The sequence below is a fragment of the Mycolicibacillus koreensis genome, assembly GCF_002104795.1.
In the GTDB taxonomy this organism is placed as follows: Bacteria; Actinomycetota; Actinomycetes; order Mycobacteriales; family Mycobacteriaceae; genus Mycobacterium; species Mycobacterium koreense.
Genome location: NZ_NCXO01000021.1, coordinates 1 through 19423, shown reverse-complemented (window position 1 = coordinate 19423; position 19423 = coordinate 1). Strand labels below are relative to the sequence as shown.

Annotated in this window: 18 protein-coding genes; 6 read left to right on the top strand and 12 right to left on the bottom strand. The window is 70.7% G+C overall.

The features are described from left to right. Complete coding sequence (locus B8W67_RS10675; RefSeq protein ID WP_069393402.1) at positions 1-1281, bottom strand: glutamate-5-semialdehyde dehydrogenase; 1281 nt, start codon at positions 1279-1281, stop codon at positions 1-3. Between the two features lie 114 nt (positions 1282-1395). On the opposite strand from B8W67_RS10675, the gene purU reads away from it, so the two are divergent. Next, positions 1396-2295, top strand: coding sequence for a formyltetrahydrofolate deformylase (gene purU, locus B8W67_RS10670; protein ID WP_069393403.1), 900 nt, complete (start codon positions 1396-1398; stop codon positions 2293-2295). Positions 2296-2304: 9 nt separating this feature from the next. After that, the gene (locus B8W67_RS10665) at positions 2305-3204 is read left to right on the top strand and encodes a PfkB family carbohydrate kinase (protein ID WP_069393404.1); all 900 of its coding nucleotides are present in this window, start codon (positions 2305-2307) and stop codon (positions 3202-3204) included. 23 nt (positions 3205-3227) lie between these two features. On the opposite strand, the gene B8W67_RS10660 is transcribed toward B8W67_RS10665, so the two are convergent. Next, complete coding sequence (locus tag B8W67_RS10660) at positions 3228-5279, bottom strand: NAD(+) synthase (RefSeq protein ID WP_069393405.1); 2052 nt, start codon at positions 5277-5279, stop codon at positions 3228-3230. A gap of 58 nt (positions 5280-5337) precedes the next feature. Between B8W67_RS10660 and B8W67_RS10655 the strand changes: the two genes are divergently transcribed. After that, a complete protein-coding gene (locus B8W67_RS10655) occupies positions 5338-5898 on the top strand; it encodes a cysteine hydrolase family protein (protein ID WP_069393406.1) in 561 nt (186 codons plus the stop codon). Then, the gene (locus tag B8W67_RS10650) at positions 5895-6770 is read left to right on the top strand and encodes an NAD-dependent protein deacetylase (RefSeq protein ID WP_085303922.1); all 876 of its coding nucleotides are present in this window, start codon (positions 5895-5897) and stop codon (positions 6768-6770) included. The genes B8W67_RS10655 and B8W67_RS10650 overlap by 4 nt, the downstream gene beginning before the upstream one ends. Before the next feature lies 1 nt (position 6771). On the opposite strand, the gene B8W67_RS10645 is transcribed toward B8W67_RS10650, so the two are convergent. Further along, positions 6772-7188, bottom strand: coding sequence for a hypothetical protein (locus B8W67_RS10645; RefSeq protein WP_085303957.1), 417 nt, complete (start codon positions 7186-7188; stop codon positions 6772-6774). A 79-nt stretch (positions 7189-7267) separates the two neighbouring features. Here B8W67_RS10645 and B8W67_RS10640 point away from each other — a divergent pair, with 79 nt between their 5' ends. Next, positions 7268-8527 (top strand): MFS transporter, encoded by a 1260-nt coding sequence (locus tag B8W67_RS10640; protein ID WP_109470189.1) that lies wholly within the window; start codon positions 7268-7270, stop codon positions 8525-8527. A 6-nt stretch (positions 8528-8533) separates the two neighbouring features. Here the strand turns inward: B8W67_RS10640 and B8W67_RS10635 are convergent, their stop codons facing one another. Next, on the bottom strand, positions 8534-9793 hold the full coding sequence (locus B8W67_RS10635) for a cytochrome P450 (protein WP_069393409.1): 1260 nt from the start codon (positions 9791-9793) through the stop codon (positions 8534-8536). A gap of 94 nt (positions 9794-9887) precedes the next feature. Between B8W67_RS10635 and B8W67_RS10630 the strand changes: the two genes are divergently transcribed. Next, positions 9888-10574, top strand: coding sequence for a TetR/AcrR family transcriptional regulator (locus B8W67_RS10630; protein WP_085303921.1), 687 nt, complete (start codon positions 9888-9890; stop codon positions 10572-10574). On the opposite strand, the gene proB is transcribed toward B8W67_RS10630, so the two are convergent. From proB to folC, 8 genes are all read right to left on the bottom strand, one after another. After that, positions 10518-11618, bottom strand: a complete 1101-nt coding sequence (gene proB / locus B8W67_RS10625) for a glutamate 5-kinase (RefSeq protein ID WP_085303920.1) — start codon at positions 11616-11618, stop codon at positions 10518-10520. The two genes, B8W67_RS10630 and proB, sit on opposite strands and share 57 nt — an antisense overlap. Beyond that, complete coding sequence (gene obgE, locus B8W67_RS10620) at positions 11615-13051, bottom strand: GTPase ObgE (RefSeq protein ID WP_069393412.1); 1437 nt, start codon at positions 13049-13051, stop codon at positions 11615-11617. The genes proB and obgE overlap by 4 nt, the downstream gene beginning before the upstream one ends. A 91-nt stretch (positions 13052-13142) precedes the next feature. After that, on the bottom strand, positions 13143-13406 hold the full coding sequence (gene rpmA, locus B8W67_RS10615) for a 50S ribosomal protein L27 (RefSeq protein ID WP_069393413.1): 264 nt from the start codon (positions 13404-13406) through the stop codon (positions 13143-13145). Positions 13407-13420: 14 nt separating this feature from the next. Further along, on the bottom strand, positions 13421-13732 hold the full coding sequence (gene rplU / locus B8W67_RS10610) for a 50S ribosomal protein L21 (RefSeq protein WP_069393414.1): 312 nt from the start codon (positions 13730-13732) through the stop codon (positions 13421-13423). Between the two features lie 160 nt (positions 13733-13892). Further along, positions 13893-16781, bottom strand: coding sequence for a ribonuclease E (gene rne, locus B8W67_RS10605; RefSeq protein WP_085303919.1), 2889 nt, complete (start codon positions 16779-16781; stop codon positions 13893-13895). A gap of 296 nt (positions 16782-17077) precedes the next feature. Next, entirely contained in the window at positions 17078-17488 is a 411-nt protein-coding gene (ndk, locus tag B8W67_RS10600; protein ID WP_069393446.1) for a nucleoside-diphosphate kinase, read from the bottom strand. Positions 17489-17590: 102 nt separating this feature from the next. Next, positions 17591-17992, bottom strand: coding sequence for a DUF4233 domain-containing protein (locus B8W67_RS10595; protein WP_069393416.1), 402 nt, complete (start codon positions 17990-17992; stop codon positions 17591-17593). Then, positions 17989-19362 carry a bifunctional tetrahydrofolate synthase/dihydrofolate synthase gene (gene folC / locus B8W67_RS10590; protein WP_085303954.1) on the bottom strand — a complete coding sequence of 458 codons (1374 nt, stop codon included), beginning with the start codon at positions 19360-19362 and terminating at the stop codon, positions 17989-17991. Before folC ends, B8W67_RS10595 begins: the two co-directional genes overlap by 4 nt. Positions 19363-19423 lie beyond the last annotated feature (61 nt).

The window sequence follows — 19423 nt, the reverse complement described above, 5'->3', positions numbered from 1 at the left end:
TCAGGCCGGGCGGGTGTGGCCGTCACCCCACACGATCCATTTGGTCGACGTCAGCTCCGGCAGCCCCATCGGGCCGCGGGCGTGCAGTTTCTGGGTGGAGATCCCGATCTCGGCGCCGAACCCGAACTGTTCCCCGTCGGTGAACGCGGTGGAGGCGTTGACCATCACCGCGGCGGCGTCGACCTGGTCGGTGAATCGGCGCGCCGCCGCCATGTCGGCGGTGACGATCGCCTCGGTGTGCCCGGTGCCGTATTCGTTGACGTGGGCGATCGCCGCGTCGATGCCGTCGACGACCTTCAGCGCGATGTCCATCGACAAGAACTCCGCCCGGAGCTGCTCGTCGTCGACCGCGCCGTCCGAGCCGTGGACACGCACCCCGGCGGCGGTGAGCGCGTCGACCAGCCGCGGCACCGCACGCTCGGCGATCGCCGCGTCGACCAGCAGCGATTCGGCGGCGTTGCAGACGCTGGGCCGGCGGGTCTTGGAGTTCATCACGACCTGTTCGGCCAAGTCCAGATCGGCGGCCTGGTGGATGTAGACGTGACAGTTGCCCACCCCGGTCTCGATGGTCGGCACCTGCGCGTCACGCACCACCGCCTCGATCAGCCCCGCCCCGCCGCGCGGGATGACCACGTCGACCAGGCCGCGGGCCTGGATCAGGTGGGTGACGCTGATTCGATCGGTGCTGTCGAGAAGCTGCACCGCATCGGCGGGCAGGTCCTCGCCGATCAGCGCCTCCCGCAGCACGTCGACGAGCGCCTGATTGGATTGCGCGGCCGAGGAGCTGCCGCGCAGCAGCGCGGCGTTGCCGGATTTCAGGGTCAGCCCGAACGCGTCGACGGTGACGTTGGGCCGGCCCTCGTAGACCATGCCGACCACCCCGAGCGGCACCCGCTGCTGGCGCAGCATCAGCCCGTTGGGCAGGGTGTAGCCGCGCAGCACCTCGCCGACCGGGTCGGGCAGCCCGGCCACCTGACGCAGCCCCGCGGCGATACCGTCGATGCGCTGCGGGGTCAGCGCCAGCCGGTCGATGATCGCCTCGGGGGTGCCGGCGGCGCGGGCGGCGTCGACGTCCTCGGCGTTGGCCGCCAGGATCTTCTCGGCGTGGTCTTCGATGGCCGCGGCCGCCGCCCGCAACGCCTGGTCTTTGACCGCGGTGGGCAGCGACGCCAGCACCCGGGCGGCCACCCGGGCCCGACGGGCCGCGTCATGGACTTGCTGACGCAGGTCGGGTTGCTGCGGCGAGGTCGATGCACTGCTCGGCACGGCGTCCACACTCATCGGTCCAGGATATCCGGCGTCGCCGGGCCCCGGTCCCGCACCTGACCGTGCGGCCCGGCTGCTGCCGTAAGCTACCGCGCAGAGAACTCGGCTTGACGACGTGAGGCGGATGCGATGGGCGGCCCCCCTGCTGCCGCAACGCCACAGCAGTCCCTGCCGGCCCACGACATGGGTCGGCTGCTGCTGAGCTGCCCGGACCGGGCCGGCATCGTCTCGGCGGTCAGCACGTTTCTGACCCGCGCCGGGGCGAACATCGTCTCCCTCGACCAGCATTCGACCCAGCCGGTCGGCGGGACGCTGCTGCAGCGCACCCTGTTCTACCTGCCGGGGCTGGCCGCCGCGCGCGACGCGCTGGCCGCGGAGTTCGGTGCGACCGTCGCCGCCGAGTTCGCCATCGACTACCGACTCACCGAGGCCGCCCACCGCAAACGGGTGGCGATCATGGCGTCGAAAACCGACCACTGTCTGCTGGATTTGCTGTGGCGCAACCAGCGCGGCGAGCTGGACATGTCGGTGGTGCTGGTGATCTCCAACCATCCCGACCTCGCCGACCGGGTCCGCCCGTTCGGCATCCCGTTCGTGCACATCCCGGCCTCGGCGGCCAACCGGGCCGAGGCCGAGCAGCGTCAACTGGAGTTGCTCACCGGCAACGTCGATCTGGTGGTGCTGGCGCGCTACATGCAGATCCTCACCCCGGATTTTCTGCGCCGGCTGGGCTGCCCGCTGATCAACGTGCACCACTCGTTTCTGCCGGCGTTCATCGGCGCCAACCCCTACCAGCAGGCCCAGCAGCGCGGGGTGAAGCTCATCGGCGCGACCGCGCACTACGTCACCGAGGACCTCGACGAGGGGCCGATCATCGAACAGGACGTGGTGCGGGTCTCCCACACCCACACCCTGCCCGACCTGGTGCGCGTCGGCGCCGACGTGGAGCGCGCCGTGTTGTCGCGGGCGGTGCAGTGGCACTGCGAGGACCGCATCGTGGCGCACGGCAACCAGACGATCGTGTTCTAACCTTCGGTGATGGGCGCCGACCGGGTCTGTGTGGTGGGCAGCGTCAACCTGGACACCGTGCTGTCGGTGCGCCGGTTGCCCGCGCCCGGTGAGACGGTGATGGCCACCGCCGCCGGTCAGAACCCCGGCGGCAAGGGCGGCAACCAGGCCGTGGCCGCGGCCCGCGCCGGCGCCGGGGTGCGTTTCGTCGGTGCCGTCGGCGACGACGCCGCCGGCCGGTTGCTGCGAGCCCATCTGGGCGAGCACGACGTCGACGTCACCGCCCTGGCCACCGTGTCCGGGCCCAGCGGCACCGCTGTGGTCCTGGTGGAGGACTCCGGGGAGAACACGATCGTCGTGGCACCGGGCGCCAACGACCAGGTGGTTCCGTCGGCGGAGCTGCGCACCGCGCTGGGCGACTGCTCGGTGCTGTTGCTGCAGTTGGAGATTCCGGTGGCCACCGCGATCACCGCCGCCGAATGGGCCCGTGCCGCCGGGGCCGTGGTGATCCTCAACGCCTCCCCGCTGCCGCGCAGCGACGGCGACAGCGACGCGGTGGCCGAGTTGGCCGGCCGTGTCGACGTGGTGGTGGTCAACGAACCCGAGTCGCGGCACTGGCATCACCCGGTGGCCCATCGGGTCGTCACCGCCGGCGCGGCCGGGGCGCGCTACCGCGGCGCGGCGACGGGCCTTTCGGTGCCGGCTCCGAGGCTCACCCCGGTCGACACCGCCGGGGCCGGCGACGTGTTCGCCGGGGTGCTGGCCGCCTGGTGGACCGGCGGAGCAGAACCGGCGCTGCGCCGCGCCGTCGCGGCCGCGGCGCTGGCCACCCTGGTTCCCGGGGCGGGTGGGTGTGCGCCGTCGGCGGCGGCGGTCGATCGGGTGCTCGCCGGCGAGGACCCGGCGACGGTGGCCGCCGATCACCGCTGACCCCGGCCGCTGACCTGGTGGCCTCAGCCCCCGGGGACCTCCCGGTCGATCTCGGCAAGCCAGATCTGCGCCGACAAGTCCGACGGTGCGCGCCAGTCGCCGCGCGGGGACAGCGATCCCCCGGCGGACACCTTGGGGCCGTTGGGCAGCGCCGAGCGTTTGAACTGGCTGAACGCGTAGAACCGGCGCACGAACACCGTCAGCCAGTGCCGGATCTCGGCCAGTGTGTAGGCGTTGCGGTCGGCGTCGGGATAGCCGGGCGGCCAGCGTCCGGCCCCGGCGTCGCGCCACGCGTGCCAGGCCAAAAAGGCGATCTTGGCGGGCCCGAATCCGTGGCGCAACGCGTAGAACAGCGAGAAATCCTGCAGCGCGTACGGCCCGACGGTGTCTTCGCTGCGTTGCAAAGCCTGCTCATCGGTGGACGGCACCAACTCCGGGCTGATCTCGGTGTCCAGCACCGAAGCCAGCACCCGGCAGACGTCGGCGGGGAATTGCGCCGAGGAGATCACCCACCGGATCAGGTGTTGGATCAGGGTTTTCGGCACACCGCCGTTGACGTTGTAGTGCGACATGTGGTCGCCGACCCCGTAGGTGGCCCAGCCCAACGCCAACTCGGAGAGATCCCCGGTGCCCAGCACGATCCCGCCGCGCTGGTTGGCGATACGGAACAGGTAGTCGGTGCGCAGACCGGCCTGGACGTTCTCGAACGTGACGTCGTAGACCTCCTGCCCGCGGGCGAACGGGTGCCCCATCTCGGTGAGCATCAGCCGGGCGGTGGCGCGGATGTCGATCTCTTCGAACGTGACCCCCAGTGCCTCACTGAGCGCACGCGCATTGTCCTTGGTCTGCGTCGACGTCGCGAAACCCGGCATCGTGAACGCCAGGATGTCGCTGCGGGGCCGGTTCTCCCGGTCCATCGCCCGCGCAGCGACGATCAGTGCATGCGTCGAGTCCAGGCCGCCGGAGACCCCGAGGACGATCTTCGGGTGGTTGAGTGCGCGCAGTCGCTGCTCCAGGCCGGCCACCTGGATGTTGTAGGCCTCATAGCAGTCCTGTTGCAGCCGTGCCGGATCGGCGGGAACGAACGGGAAACGCTCGACGACACGGCGCAGACCCAGATCGCCGTCGGGGGGACGCAACCGAAAATCGATGCGCCGGAACGGTTCGGGGCTTCGATGGATCCGGTTGTCATCGAAGGTGTTGACCCGCAGCCGTTCCGCCCGTAGCAGCGCCACATCGATGTCGGCGACGCTGCAGCGGGCCCGGTCGGGGAACCGTTCGCTTTCGGCGAGCACGGCACCGTTCTCGAAGATCCCGGTCTGGCCGTCCCACGCCAAGTCGGTGCTGGACTCCCCCGCCCCGGCTGCGGCGTAGAGATAGGCGGCCACACATCGCGCCGACGCGGAGCGGGCCAGCAGACGGCGTTCGTCGGCGCGCCCGATGGTGACCGGGCTCGACGACAGGTTCGCCAGCACGGTGGCCCCGGCCAGAGCGGCCGGCGCGCTCGGCGGCACCGGGACGAACATGTCCTCACAGATCTCGACGTGCGTCACGAACCCGGGCACATCGACCGCCGCGAACAGCAGATCCGCGCCGAACGGCACGTCACGCTCGCCGAGGCGGATCGTGCCGTGCTCGCCGGCGCCGGCGGCGAACTGGCGGGGCTCGTAGAACTCCCGATAGCCGGGCAGATACGACTTGGGGACCACGCCGAGCACCACCCCGCGATGGATGACCACCGCGGTGTTGTACACCCGGTTGCGGTGCACCAATGGGGCGCCGACGATGAGCACCGGCAGCAGGTCCGCCGACCCGGCGAGCACCGTCTCCAGCGCCGCGGTGACCGCGGTCAACAACGTGTCCTGCACGGTGATGTCGTCGAGGGAATAGCCCGACAGGGTCAGCTCCGGGAACACGGCCAACGCCACCCCGTCGTCGTGGCAGTCCCGGGCCACCTCGAGCACGGCCGCCGCGTTGGCGGCCGGGTCGCCCAACGCGGTGACGGTCGTCGCTGCGGCCACACGGACGAAACCGTGCCGGTAGGCGTTGTAGAAGCTCGCGTTCTGGAAGCTCATCGTGTCGGTATTCTCCCCCCGGCGGTGTGGTCGCGGAGCCATTGGGTATCAGACAACCATGTGCGACACCGCTGTGCTGGTCATCGACATGGTCAACGCCTACCGCCATCCCGACGCCGACCTGCTGATACCGCATGTGGCGCAGATCCTGGGTCCGTTGACCGACCTGGTGGGGCGGGCGCGGCGGCGCGACGACGTCCAGGTGATCTACGTCAACGACAACTACGGGAATTTCACCGCCGGTTTCGCCGATCTCGTCGACGCGGCACTGGATGGGCGACGCCCGGATCTGGTCGAACCGATCGTGCCCGAAGAGCACGACGCGGTGATCACCAAGGTGCGCCACAGCGCGTTCTACTCCACCCCGTTGGCGTATCTGCTCGACCGGGGTGCGACGTCGCGGGTCATCGTGACCGGTCAGGTCACCGAGCAGTGCATCCTCTACAGCGCGCTGGACGCCTATGTGCGCCATCTCGACGTGGTGGTACCCACCGACGCCGTCGCCCACATCGATGCCGGGTTGGCGCGCGCGGCGCTGGAGATGATGCGCCGCAACATGGCAGCGTCGCTGACGAGCGCGGCGCACTGCCTCGACGAGCGCCTACCCTCGACACGGTGAGCACCGCAGCGCAGTCCCCGGAGTTGGTTTCACTGCTCGCCGGCCGGCGCATCGCCGTGCTCACCGGCGCCGGGATCTCCACCGACTCCGGCATCCCGGACTATCGCGGGCCGGACTCACCGCCGGCCAACCCGATGACGATCGGTCAGTTCACCGCCGACGCGGTGTTTCGGCAACGCTACTGGGCCCGCAATCACGTCGGGTGGCGGCACATGGCCGACACCGCACCCAACGCCGGGCATCGCGCGCTGGCGGCCCTGGAGCGCGCCGGGGTGGTCAGCGGGGTGATCACCCAGAATGTGGACCTGTTGCACACCAAGGCCGGAAGCCGGGCGGTGATCAACCTGCACGGCAGCTACGCGCAGGTGGTGTGCCTGGGATGCGGATACACGCTGAGCCGTGCCACCCTCGCCGAGCGCCTCGAGAACCTCAACCCGGGGTTCCTCGAGTCCGCCGAGCAGGTCGGCGGGATCGCGGTGGCCCCCGACGCCGACGCCGTCGTCGCCGACACGGCCACGTTCCGCTTTCTGGACTGCCCACGCTGCGACGGGATCCTGAAACCCGACATCGTCTATTTCGGTGAGAATGTCCCCAAAGACCGCGTCCGGCAAGCGTATTGCCTCATCGACGAGGCCGAGGCGCTGTTGGTCGCCGGATCGAGTCTCACGGTGTTCTCCGGATACCGGTTCGTCCGCCACGCCGCCGCCCGCGGCATCCCGGTCGCGATCGTCAACCGCGGCCCCACCCGCGGCGATGCACTGGCGACGGTGAAGGTCGACGGGGGCTGCTCGCCGCTGTTGACACTGCTCGCCGGTGAAATGACCGCCGCCGACGCACCGTCGACGCTGTCGGCGACCGGCCGACCGCGGTGACTCAGTCGCGTTGGCGCCGCCATCCGACGTAGCTCAGATACAGCCCACAGGCCGCGAGCAGACCGAAACCGGCACGCACCGCACCCACACTGGCGGACTGCGCCGCCTCGGTGATCAGTCCCGGCGCCACCAGCAGTCCCAGACCCCGCAGCAGCAGAAACCATCCGAACAGCGAGATCAGCACGGCGGCGAGACCGTGCCAGTACTGGTGGAACGCCACGATCCCCAGGCCGAGGCCGAACAGCAGAGCCCCCAGCACCCACGGCCACATGGGGTCGGCGGCGAAACTGTCGAGCTGGTCGGCCAGATCCGGGGCCCGGACCGCGACGACCGCTGCCACCACGGCGAGGAACGGGCCGATCACCCGCGCGAACGCCCGCGTGCGCCGGGCGGCCTCGTGGTCAGCGGCGGTGGGCATCGGGGGGTCCCTTCGGCTCCGTGGCGGGTCGAGTCGAGCGTATCGGCTCGCCCGCCCGGTGTCGTGGCACGATGCTGCAGTGCCCCGGCAACGACTGACCCCCGATCAGCGCAATGCGTTCGTCGCGGCGTTTCTGGGCTGGACGATGGATGCGTTCGACTACTTCATCGTGGTGTTCGTCTACGCCGACATCGCCGCGAGCTTCGGGCACTCCAAGACCACGGTGGCGTTTCTGACCACCGCCACCCTGGTGATGCGCCCCGTCGGGGCGCTGCTGTTCGGGCTGTGGGCCGACCGGGTGGGCCGGCGGCTGCCGCTGATGGTCAACGTGGTGTTCTACTCGGTCGCGGGGTTTCTGTGCGCGTTCGCACCGAATTTCACGGTGCTGGTGATCCTTCGGATGCTCTTCGGTATCGGCATGGGCGGCGAGTGGGGCCTGGGCGCCGCCCTGGCGATGGAGAAGGTGCCCACCGAACGCCGCGGTTTCTTCTCCGGGCTGCTGCAGCAGGGCTATCTGGTCGGCTACCTGCTGGCCACCCTGGCGGCGTTACTGATGCTGGACTGGCTGGAGTTGACCTGGCGCTGGCTGTTCGCGTTGAGCATCGCCCCGGCCGCGATCAGTCTGATCATCAGGTATCGGGTCAAGGAGTCCGAGGCGTGGGAGGCCACCCACGACCGGATGGAGTTGACCCACACCCGGATCCGGGACGTGCTGGCCAACGCAGCGGCGATCCGCCGGTTCGGTTACCTGGTGGTGCTGATGACGGCGTTCACCTGGATGAGCCACGGCACCCAGGACGTGTACCCGACCTTCTTGCAGGCCACCGAGCACGGCGGAGCGGCGCTGTCGAGCACCACCGCGAAGTGGATCGTGGTGATCTACAGCATCGGCGGGATGATCGGCGGGGTGCTTTTCGGCGCGCTGTCCGGACGGTACGGGCGCCGGAACACGATCATCTATTGCGCCGCACTGGGCCTGCCGATTGTGCCGTTGTTCGCGTTCTCCCCGAACGCGGCGCTGCTGTGCCTGGGCGCGTTTTTGATCCAGGTCTTCGTGGTCGGCGCCTGGGGGGTGATCCCCGCGCACCTCAACGAGATGTCGCCGGACGCGATCCGCGGCCTCTACCCGGGCGTGACCTATCAGCTCGGCAATTTGTTCGCGTCGTTGAACCTGCCCATCCAGGAGCATCTGGCCGCCTCCCGCGGCTATCCGTTCGCGCTGACCGTCACGATCGTGCCGGTGCTGCTGATCGTGGTGCTGCTGGCCGCGGTCGGCAAGGACGCCACCGGGCGGGAGTTCGGCGCCGCACCGGCGGCCGACGCCGCACCACCGACCTGACCGCCGTCAGAACGTGCAGGCCATGGTGCGGATGCCGTGGATGAAGTTGCCCGCCAGATACGCGGGCTCACCGGCGGCGATGTCGGGCAGCTGGTGCAGCAGCTCGCCGAAGATGGCGCGCAGCTGAGCCCGCGCCACGTGCGTGCCCAAACAGTAGTGGGCTCCCCCGCCGCCGAATCCGACATGCGGGTTGGGGTCGCGGCTCAGATCGAACCGTTCGGGCTGATCGAACACCGTCGCGTCGCGGTTGCCGGAGGAGTAGAACATCGCCACCTTCTCTCCGGCTGAAATCTGCTGTCCGCCGAGCTGATAGTCGACCGCGGCGGTTCGCCGGAACGTCATCACCGGAGTCGCCCAGCGAATGAACTCTTCGACGGCGGTGCCGATCCGGTTGTCGAAATCGTCCATCAGCCAGGCGCGTTGCTCCGGAAAATCGGTGAGCGCCTTGAGCGCGTGGCTGGTGGTCTGGCGGGTGGTGTCGTTGCCGGCCACACACAACAACACGAAGTAGGCGGCGACGTCGGCGTCGGTGAGGCGATCACCGTCGACTTCGGCGTTGACCAGGCCGCTGACCAGGTCGTCGGTGGGGTGCTCGCGGCGCTCGGCGGCCAGCCGGCCGGCCACCTGGTGCAGGTAGACGATGTTCTCCATCATCACCTCCAGCGGGTTGCGCCCGTCGAGGAAGATGGGGTCGTTGGTGGAGACCAACGCATCCGCGGCGCGGGCCACCTGCTCGCGGTCGGACTCGGGGATGCCCACCATCGCCGACAGTGTGCGCAGCGGCAACTCCTTGGCGCAGTGTTCGACGAAATCGGCGCCGCTGCCGGCGGCGCGCAGTTCGGCGACGATGTCTTTGGCGCTGTCGTGGATGGCGCTCTCGATGCGGCGGACCTGCCGCGGGGTGAACGCCGCGGTGGCCAGTTTGCGCAGCATGGTGTGTCGGGGCGGATCCATCGCCAGAAACGACTGGGTGGTCTCCAGCGTCTCCTCCGGGAAGTTCTCGAACATCACCCCCTTACCGGACAGGAACACCTCGTTGGTGCGGCTCACCTCGACGATGTCGGCGTGGCGGGTGATCGCCCAGAATCCGGGGTCGCCCGGATCCTCCAACATCGACCCGTCGACCGGCCGATGCCAGCTGACCGGACGCTCGGCGCGCAGTACCGCGAAGGACCGTTCCCGGTCGGCGGCGGTCATCGACCAGAACGCCTGCGAGGACAGGTCGATCGGATCGTAGTCGCGCTCGGCGGCGGGTGCGGCGGCCATACAAACCTCCAGGCATCGTGACGGGGACCACACCGACGCTATGACTAGACACAGTGTCTAGTCAAGATGTCGCATCCGGCGTTAGGCTCAATCCATGACCTCGGTGACCCGTAAACCGCAGGCGGGCCGGCAGGCCCGCCGCGGCCGCATCGAGCAGCGCATGCTTGCCGCCACCGAGCGGCTGATGAGCCGCGGCGCCAGTTTCACCGAGCTCAGCGTGGAACGGCTGTCGGCCGAGGCCGGGATCTCGCGGGCCAGTTTCTACATCTACTTCACGGACAAGGGTGAGCTGCTGCGCCGTCTGGCCACCCACGTCCTGGGGGATCTGACCGAGGCGGCGCAGAGTTGGTGGCGGGTGGCGTGGCGCAACGACCCCGCCGACATCCACCGCGGCATGACCGGCATCGTCGCCGGTTACCGGCGCCACCAACGGCTGTTGATCGCACTCAGCGAGATGTCCGGCTACGACCCGCAGGTCGCCGCGACGTATCGGGGGCTGCTGACCGGGATCGCCGGGGAGTTGACCTCGGTGATCGTCGCCGGACAGGACGACGGATCCATCGACGCCGCACTGCCGGCGGAGGTGACCGCCGGCGCGCTGACCTGGATGGTGGAGCGCACCTGCCAGCAGGAGCTGCCCAACCGCCCGCCGGAGTACGACGCCGCGCTGGCCCAGGCGCTGACCACGATCGTCCGTGGGGCGCTCTACGCGCCGGTCCCGTCCCTAGAGCGCGACCAGGTCGTCGGCGTGCACGGCCGGCCGCCGCAGCTCGGCGGGTAGCTCGGAGGTGGAGCGCCCGGCCATCTCGGCCAGCTCGGCGGCGTCGTAGCCGACGACGCCGCGCGCCACCACCGCACCGTCGGGCCCGCACAGTTCGACGACGTCGCCGCCGCTGAACGCACCGGTCACCGCGGTGATCCCGGCCGCCAGCAGCGATCCACGCCGCTCGGTCACCGCGGTCACCGCCCCGGCGTCGAGCCGCAGCGCCCCGGCGGTGTCGGCGGCGTAGCGCACCCAGAATTTGCGTGCCGACATCCGGTTGCCCCGCGCGGTGAACACGGTGCCCACCGACGCGTCGGTCAGCGCGGTGGCGGCGTGGGCCGCCCCGGCCAGCAGCACCGGCACCCCGGCGTCGGCGGCCAGCAGCGCGGAGGACAGTTTCGAGGCCATGCCGCCGGTGCCCAGCGAGCTGCCCTCCCCGGCGACCACCCCGGCCAGATCCGCCGGGCCGCTCACCTCGGCGATGAACCGGGCGTCGGATCGCCGGGGGTCGGCGTCGTAGAGGCCGTCGACGTCGGAGAGCAGCACCAGCGCGTCGGCACCGACGAGATGGGCCACCAGCGCCGAGAGCCGGTCGTTGTCACCGAAGCGGATCTCGGTGGTGGCCACCGTGTCGTTCTCGTTGACGATGGCGACCGCGTGCAGCGCGCGCAACCGGTCGAGGGTGCGCTGGGCGTTGGTGTGCGAGGTGCGCCGGGCGATGTCGTGGGCGGTGAGCAGCACCTGTCCGACGGTGCGTCCGTAGCGGGCGAACGCGGCGTTCCACGCGTTGACCAGCGCCACCTGCCCGACGCTGGCGGCGGCCTGCTTGGTGGCCAGATCGCCGGGGCGGCGGGTCAGCCCGAGCGGCTCGAGTCCGGCGGCGATCGCCCCGGAGGACACGATCACCACGTCGGATCCGGCGGCCATCCGGGCCTCGATCGCGTCGACGAGCGCGGCCAGCCGACCGGCGTCGAACATCCCGTTGGTTCCGGTCAACGCCGTGGTGCCGATCTTGACCACCACGCTGCGGGCGTCGCGGATGAGCGCGCGGGCCTCGCTCACCGGCCCGGCTCCCGGCGAGCCCGCCGCGCCGCCTTGCGTTCGGCGGCGCCCACCCGGTCGGTGGATTCCAGCCGCGGGTCGCTGCCGCGCCCACCCAGCGGCACGTCGACCCCGGCGGCGGTGGTCGGCTCCCAGTCGAAGGTCATCTCCCCGATCGTCACCTCCGCGCCCGGCTGGGCGCCCAGGCGCACCAGTTCGTCCTCCACCCCGAGGCGGGCCAGCCGGTCGGCGAGGTAGCCGACGGCTTCGTCGTTGTCGAAGTCGGTCTGGCGGATCCAGCGCTCCGGGCGCGCGCCGCGCACCGCGAACCGGCCCGGCCCGGCGGCGGTGACGGTGAACCCGGAGTCGTCGACCGGCACCGGACGGATGACCGGGCGCCGCGGCACCACCGGCGGTTGCGCCGCCCGATAGGCGCTGATCATCTCGGCCAGCGCGAACGTCAACGGGCGCAGCCCCTCATGGGTCGCGGTCGACACCGAAAACACCGGCCAGCCACGCGCGGCGACGTCGTCGTGGACGAACTCGGCCAACTCGCGGGCCTCGGGAACGTCGATCTTGTTCAGGATGACCGCGCGGGGCCGCTCGGCCAGATCCCCCAGCGTCGAATCCCCCTGCAGCGTGGGGGTGTAGGCGGCCAGTTCGGCCTCCAGTGCGTCGATGTCGGAGACCGGATCACGGCCCGGTTCCAGGGTGGCGCAGTCGACCACGTGCACCAGCACCGCGCAGCGTTCGATGTGCCGCAGAAAGTCCAGGCCGAGTCCGCGTCCGCTCGCCGCGCCGGGGATCAGCCCCGGCACGTCGGCGACGGTGAACGTCTGCCCACCGGCGGAGACGACACCGAGGTTGGGCGCCAGGGTGGTGAACGGGTAGTCGGCGATCTTGGGTTTGGCCGCCGAGATGGCCGCCACCAGCGACGATTTCCCCGCCGAGGGGAACCCGATCAGGCCCACATCGGCGACGGTTTTCAGCTCCAGGGTCAGGTCGCGGGTCTGGCCCTGCTCGCCGAGCAGGGCGAACCCGGGCGCCTTGCGGGCGCGGGAGGCCAACGCGGCGTTGCCCAGCCCGCCGCGCCCGCCGGCGGCCGCTTCGAAGCGGGTGCCGGCGCCGACCAGGTCGGCCAGCAGGGTGCCGTGCTCGTCGAGCACGACGGTGCCGTCGGGCACCGCGACCTCCAGGTCGGCACCGGCAGCACCGTCCCGGTTGCCGCCCATGCCCTGTTTGCCCGACGCGGCGACCACGTGCGGCCGGAAATGGAAGTCCAGCAGGGTGTGCACCTGCGGGTCGACGACCAGCACGATGCTGCCGCCGCGGCCCCCGTTGCCGCCGTCGGGCCCGCCGAGCGGTTTGAATTTCTCCCGGTGCACCGAGGCGCATCCGTTGCCGCCGGAACCGGCCCGCGCATGGATGACCACACGGTCAACGAAGCGGGGCATCGGACACTACCTCTCGTGCGTCGAGTGTGTCCGCACGGCGACGGTCAGCGCCGAGGGTCGCCGTGGGTGCACGCTCGCGGCGCTCCCGACGTCAGTCGGCGGTACCGGCCGGAACGATGTTGACGGTTTTGCGGCCGCGCTTGACGCCGAACTCCACCGCACCGGCGGAGGTGGCGAACAGCGTGTCGTCGCCGCCGCGCCCGACGTTGACGCCGGGGTGGAATTTGGTGCCGCGCTGGCGGACGAGGATCTCGCCGGCCTTGACCACCTGGCCGCCGAAGCGTTTCACCCCGAGGCGCTGGGCATTGGAGTCCCGCCCGTTCCGTGAGCTGGACGCACCCTTCTTGTGTGCCATGTCGTTGACTCCTGCTACTTGATTCCGGTGACCTTGAGCACGGTCAGCTGCTGACGGTGGCCCTGCCGCTTGTGGTAGCCGGTCTTGTTCTTGAACTTGTGGATGCGCACCTTGGGGCCCTTCTTGTGCTCGAGGACCTCACCGGTGACCGCGACCTTCTCCAGCGCCTTCGCGTCGGTGGTGACGGTGGCGCCGTCGACGACGAGCGCGACCGGCAGCGAGACCGACTTGCCGGCCTCGGCGTCGAGCTTCTCGACCTTGACCACGTCCCCGACGGCGACCTTGTACTGCTTGCCGCCGGTCTTGACGATTGCGTACGTCGCCATCGTGTGTGTTCCTCTGCTTCGCTCATCGGTGCGCGCGCAACCCGGGGGTGCGCGGGCGGGGTCTGGGATGTGCCGGCCACGGTGCCCCTCGTCGGACGGGCCTGGCGACAACTGCTCAAGGGTACGTGACCAGCGCGGACGGGGTCAAACCGGTAGGGGGTCACCCGTCGTGCGCCGGGGGGCCGGCGGGACGGGCCGCGGCGCGACGCCGCCGGGGCCGCGCCGGCGGGAAATCGTCCTCGTCCTGCTCGTCGTAATCCTCGGCGTCGTCGGCGTCGTCGGAGTCCTCGGAGTCGTCGGAGTCGTCCTCGGTGTCGTCGTCGGTGTCGTCCTCGAGGTCGTCGAAGTCGCTGGAGTAGTCCTCGTCGAACTCCTCCTCGTCCTCGTCGGTCTCGTCGTCGGCATCGTCGTCGGCATCCTCGTAGTCGTCGTCGGGATCCTCGTCGGTGTATTCCTCGGGGAACGCCGCGGGCGGGGTGCGGTCGGCGGCGGTGTCGCCGGCCTGCGCGGCGGCCTCGTCGACGTCGCCGACCGCGGCGTCGGCCTCCCGCCGGGCGCGGGCGGCGGTCGCGGATTCACCCTGCTGCTCGGTGGTGTCCTCGTCGGTCTCGTCCGCCTGGCTGGCGGCGGCCATCGCCTTGAACATCGGGTGGTCCCCGGCGGTGTGCGCCGGGACCTTGGCCACCACCGGCTCGTCGGAGCGGCCCTTGCGGGACCGCCGGTTGCGCCGCCCGCCGGAACCCGATCCGCGTCCCCCGGAGGAGGGGGCGGAGTCCACCGGGTCGGCGTGCACGGTGATGCCGCGGCCGGCGCAGTGCGGACACGAGGTGGAGAACGCTTCGATGAGCCCGGTGCCGAGCCGTTTGCGGGTCAGTTGCACCAGGCCCAGCGAGGTCACCTCGGAGACCTGGTGGCGGGTGCGGTCCCGGGCCAACGCCTCGGTGAGCCGCCGCAGCACCAGGTCGCGGTTGGACTCCAGCACCATGTCGATGAAGTCGATGACCACGATCCCGCCGATGTCGCGCAGCCGCAGCTGGCGCACGATCTCCTCGGCCGCCTCGAGGTTGTTTTTGGTGACGGTCTCCTCGAGGTTGCCGCCGGCGCCGGTGAATTTGCCGGTGTTGACGTCGACGACGGTCATCGCCTCGGTGCGGTCGATCACCAGGGTGCCCCCCGACGGCAGCCACACCTTGCGGTCCATCGCCTTGGTGAGCTGTTCGTCGATGCGGTGCACCGCGAACACGTCCGGGCCGGGCTGGCCCTCGGGTCCGGTCGGCGGGGCGTAGCGGGTGACCTTGTCGATGAGTTCCGGCGCGACGGCGTTGACATAGTCGGTGATCGTGGTCCAGGCATCGTCGCCGGAGACAATCAGCTCGGAGAAGTCCTCGTTGAACAGGTCGCGGATGACCTTGACCAGCACGTCGGGTTCCTCATAGAGGCTGACCGCCGCCCCGGCGGCCTTCTTTTTGGTCTGCGCCGCGGTCGCGTCGATCTGACTCCAGCGCTCCTGCAGACGGGTGACGTCGGCGCGGATGTCGTCTTCTTTGATGCCCTCCGACGCGGTGCGGATGATCACCCCGGCCTCCGGCGGGACCACCTCGCGCAGGATCTGCTTGAGCCGCTGACGTTCGGTGTCGGGCAGTTTGCGGCTGATCCCGGTCGAGGACGCGCCGGGCACGTAGACCAGGTAGCGGCCGGCGAGCGACACCTGGGTGGTCAGCCGCGCCCCCTTGTGCCCCACCGGGTCCTTGCTGACCTGCACCACCACGTAGTCGCCGGGTTTGAGGGCCTGCTCGATCTTGCGATTCGCCCCGCCGAGCCCGGCGGCTTCCCAGTTCACCTCGCCGGCGTAGAGCACACCGTTGCGGCCGCGGCCGATGTCGACGAACGCGGCCTCCATCGACGGCAGCACGTTCTGCACGATCCCCAGGTAGATGTTGCCCACCAGGGAGGCCGACGCCGCGGAGGTGACGAAGTGTTCGACGACGATGCCGTCTTCGAGCACCGCGATCTGGGTGTAGCGGGACCCTTCGTGCGGCGGTTCGGTGCGCACCTTGTCGCGGACCACCATGGTGCGCTGCACCGCTTCGCGGCGGGCCAGGAATTCGGCCTCGGAGAGCACCGGGGGCCGGCGGCGCCCGGCGTCGCGGCCGTCGCGGCGGCGCTGCCGTTTGGCCTCCAGGCGGGTGGAGCCGTTGATGCCCTGGATCTCGGAGTCCTTGGAGGCGCTGCGGGGGGCGCGCTCGTGGACGACGGTGTTCGGCGGGTCGTCGGCCGACGGTTCGTCGCCGCCGTCCCCGGAGCCGTTCTTGCGGCGGCGGCGCCGGCGGCGGCGCCGGTTGCCGGGGTCCGAACCGCCGTTGTCGTCGGATCCGTCACCGCCGTCGGAGTCCTCGGCGCCGTCGGCGTCCCCGCCGCTGGGCGCACCGCCCGTGCCGGTGGTCTCCCCGCTGTCGGAGTCCTCGGCGCCGTCGTCGTCGCCGTTCTGCTCCCCGCGGCCGCGGCCCCGGCCACGACGGCCGCGGCGGCGGCGCCGACCCGAGGGACGGTCGGCGTCGTCGCCGTCGGTGTCACTGTCGCCGTCGCGGTCGGTGCCGGGGTCGGCGCTGTCGCTGTCCTCAGCGCTGTCGGTGTCGGCGCGCCGGGCCGGTTCGACCGGCTGCGGCGCCACGAACAGCGGCATGTATCCGGGCTGCTCGCCCGCCGGGGTCGGCGGTGGGGTCTCCAGCATCAACCGCGATTCCGGCTCGGCGACCTCAGGGCTCTCGGGTGCGGCCTCGGGGCTCTCGGGTGCAACCCCGGGGGTCTCGGGGGTCTCGGGGGCGGCCTCGGCGGCGGCGTCCAGCAAGTCACGCACCCGGACCGCGTCGACGCGGTCGACGCTGGAGTGGGCGCTGCGCATCCGACCGTCGAGTTCGGCGAGCGCCTCGAGTACGCGGCGGCTGGTGGTCCCCAGCACGCGGGCCAGGGAATGCACCCTCAGCTTTTCGGGGAGCTCTCCCGGCTGCGGGTTTTCGGAGGTGTCTGCGGATTGAACATCATCGGTCACGTAAGTCTCCTTGAGCCCCCGGGCGCGTGTGTCAACGCGGCCTGCACGGGGGCTTCCGTTTATGTACCCGGGTCACATCCCGGGCTTGTGGTGGTCTCGCTCCGAGCGGCTCGGGTGGAACCCACTCAGTGCCTGGGCTGAATGATTACTTCGACAGGGGGCGCCGCATCGCGGGTCGCGGTGGTCGCGCTTGTCCAAGCCGTCATCCGGGTGTCAGACACCGGTTCGGCGTCGTTCACCGGGGTCCAGTATCCCACACTGCGGCGCGGGACCGGACCAAGACGACCAACCCGGCGCTACAACCCGGGGAACCAGAGGTCGATCTCGCGGCGCGCCGACTCCACCGAATCGGAGCCGTGCACCAGGTTGGACTGGATTTCCAGCCCGAAATCACCGCGGATCGTTCCCGGCGCCGCGCCCTCGACCGGATCGGTGCTGCCGGCGAGTTGCCGGAACGCGGCGATCGCGCGGGGCCCCTCGACCACCGCGGCCACCAGCGGCCCGGAGGTGATGAACTCCAGCAGCGACGCGAAGAACGGCTTTCCGTCGTGCTCGGCGTAGTGGCGCCGGGCCACCTCGTCGGAGACGTTCTTCAGCTCGACCGCGGCCAGCGTCAGGCCCTTGTTCTCGATCCGGCGGAGAATCTCACCCACCAGTCGGCGCTGCACCCCGTCGGGTTTGATCAACACCAGGGTCCGCTCAGTCACTGTGCGCCACTCCTTCTCCCCCACAAAGCAGGTCTTCCCCCGACGCGCTGCGCTGGTCGCGGCCGCGTCACGGCGCACAGCGTAACCGACGCGGCCGCCCGCTCAGGCGGCGCCGTCCGCCGGGCCGGGATCGGCGCGCTGACCCGGCAGCAGGCCGCGACGCTGCCGGCGCAGGACCTCCGCGCGGAAGTACGCGATGAGCACCCACACCAACACGAACAGCACCCCGATGAACCCCACCCCGGGGTAGACGGCAAACCCCATCACCAGCGCCATCTGCACGGCCAGGTTCACCCAGATCGCCCACGGCCGGCCCTGCAGGCCGGTGAGCACGATCAGCACCGCCGCCACCGCGAGCAAATAGCTCAGCGACCCGGCGGTCAGCCCGCCGCCGACCATCGCCACGACCGGGATCGCCAGCAGCACCACGATGGCCTCCAGGATCAACGTGGCGGCCATCACCCCGCGGAAACTCTTCCACGGGTCGGCCGGCTGCGCGGTCATTGCGGTTCACCTCCGAATAGGGTGCGGGCGGCGCCGGCGGTGACCACCGACCCGGTGATCACGATGCCGGCCCCCGCCAGTGTCCCGTCCCCGCCGGCGTCCTCGACGATCGCGGTGGCCACTTCGATCGCATCGGCGAGGGTCGCCGCGGCGGTGACCCGGTCCGGGCCGAACCGCTGCTGGGCGGCCAGGCTCAACTCCTCGACGTCGAGGGCGCGCGGCGAGCCGTTCTGGGTCACGACCACCTGGTCGAACACCGGTTCCAGCGCCGCGATGATGCCGTCGACGTCTTTGTCGGCGAGCACCGCGATCACCCCGACGAGGGTGCGGAAGTCGAATTCGCTGCTCAGCGCTTGGGCGAGGGCCGCCGCCCCGGCCGGGTTGTGGGCGGCGTCGAGGAACACCGTCGGTGCGGCGCGCACCCGCTCCAACCGGCCCGGGCTGCGCACCGCGGCGAACCCGGCGCGCACCGCGTCGAGGTCGAGTTGGCGATCCTTGCCGGCGCCGAAGAAGGCCTCGACCGCCGCGAGCGCCACCGCCGCGTTGTGGGCCTGGTGTTCGCCGTGCAGCGGCAAGAACACCTCGTCGTAGACGCCGCCGAGCCCCTGCAGGGTCACCAGTTGCCCGCCGACGGCGACGGCGCGGTCCAGCACCGCGAACTCGGAGCCCTCGCGGGCGACGGCGGTCTCGGTGCGCATCGCCTGGTCCATCAGCACCGCCATCGCCTCGGGGTGCTGGCGGGCGATCACCGCGACGGTCTCCACCTGCTGCTGCTCGCCGGCGCGGTGGATGATGCCGGCCTTCTCCGCGGCGATCCCGGTGAGCTCGGGGCCGAGGTAGTCGACGTGATCGATCCCGATCGGGGTGATCGCCACCACCGGCGCGGCGACGACGTTGGTGGCGTCCCAGCGCCCACCCATCCCGACCTCGATGACGGCCACCTCGACGGGAGCGTCGGCGAACGCGGCGAACGCCATCGCCGTGAGCACCTCGAACTTGCTGAGCGCGGGTCCCCCGGCGGCCCGCGAGGACTCGTCGACCATCTGGACGAACGGCTCGATCTCGGTGTAGGCGGCCACATACCCGGCCGGGCTGATCGGCGCGCCGTCGATGCAGATCCGCTCGACCGCGGACTGCAGATGTGGGCTGGTGAACCGGCCGGTGCGCCGGTGCAGCGCGGTGAGCAGGGCATCGACCATCCGCGCGACCGAGGTTTTGCCGTTGGTGCCGCCGATGTGGATCGACGGGTAGGTGTGCTGCGGCGATCCGAGCAGATCCAGCAGGGCGTTGATGCGGGTCAGGCTCGGCTCGATCTGGGTCTCCCCCCAGCGCTGGTCGAGCAGATGCTCCACCTGCAGCAACGCCGCGATCTCGTCGGGGGTCGACGACGCGCAGCTGAGCGACCAGCTGGCGGTGGTGCGGTCGCTGGCC

Coding starts and splice junctions, on each gene's coding strand:
- B8W67_RS10675 (WP_069393402.1), bottom strand. CDS start 1,281: ATGAGTGTGGACGCCGTGCCGAGCAGTGCATCGACCTCGCCGCAGCAA.
- purU (WP_069393403.1), top strand. CDS start 1,396: ATGGGCGGCCCCCCTGCTGCCGCAACGCCACAGCAGTCCCTGCCGGCC.
- B8W67_RS10665 (WP_069393404.1), top strand. CDS start 2,305: ATGGGCGCCGACCGGGTCTGTGTGGTGGGCAGCGTCAACCTGGACACC.
- B8W67_RS10660 (WP_069393405.1), bottom strand. CDS start 5,279: ATGAGCTTCCAGAACGCGAGCTTCTACAACGCCTACCGGCACGGTTTC.
- B8W67_RS10655 (WP_069393406.1), top strand. CDS start 5,338: ATGTGCGACACCGCTGTGCTGGTCATCGACATGGTCAACGCCTACCGC.
- B8W67_RS10645 (WP_085303957.1), bottom strand. CDS start 7,188: ATGCCCACCGCCGCTGACCACGAGGCCGCCCGGCGCACGCGGGCGTTC.
- B8W67_RS10635 (WP_069393409.1), bottom strand. CDS start 9,793: ATGGCCGCCGCACCCGCCGCCGAGCGCGACTACGATCCGATCGACCTG.
- B8W67_RS10630 (WP_085303921.1), top strand. CDS start 9,888: ATGACCTCGGTGACCCGTAAACCGCAGGCGGGCCGGCAGGCCCGCCGC.
- obgE (WP_069393412.1), bottom strand. CDS start 13,051: ATGCCCCGCTTCGTTGACCGTGTGGTCATCCATGCGCGGGCCGGTTCC.
- rpmA (WP_069393413.1), bottom strand. CDS start 13,406: ATGGCACACAAGAAGGGTGCGTCCAGCTCACGGAACGGGCGGGACTCC.
- rplU (WP_069393414.1), bottom strand. CDS start 13,732: ATGGCGACGTACGCAATCGTCAAGACCGGCGGCAAGCAGTACAAGGTC.
- B8W67_RS10595 (WP_069393416.1), bottom strand. CDS start 17,992: ATGACCGCGCAGCCGGCCGACCCGTGGAAGAGTTTCCGCGGGGTGATG.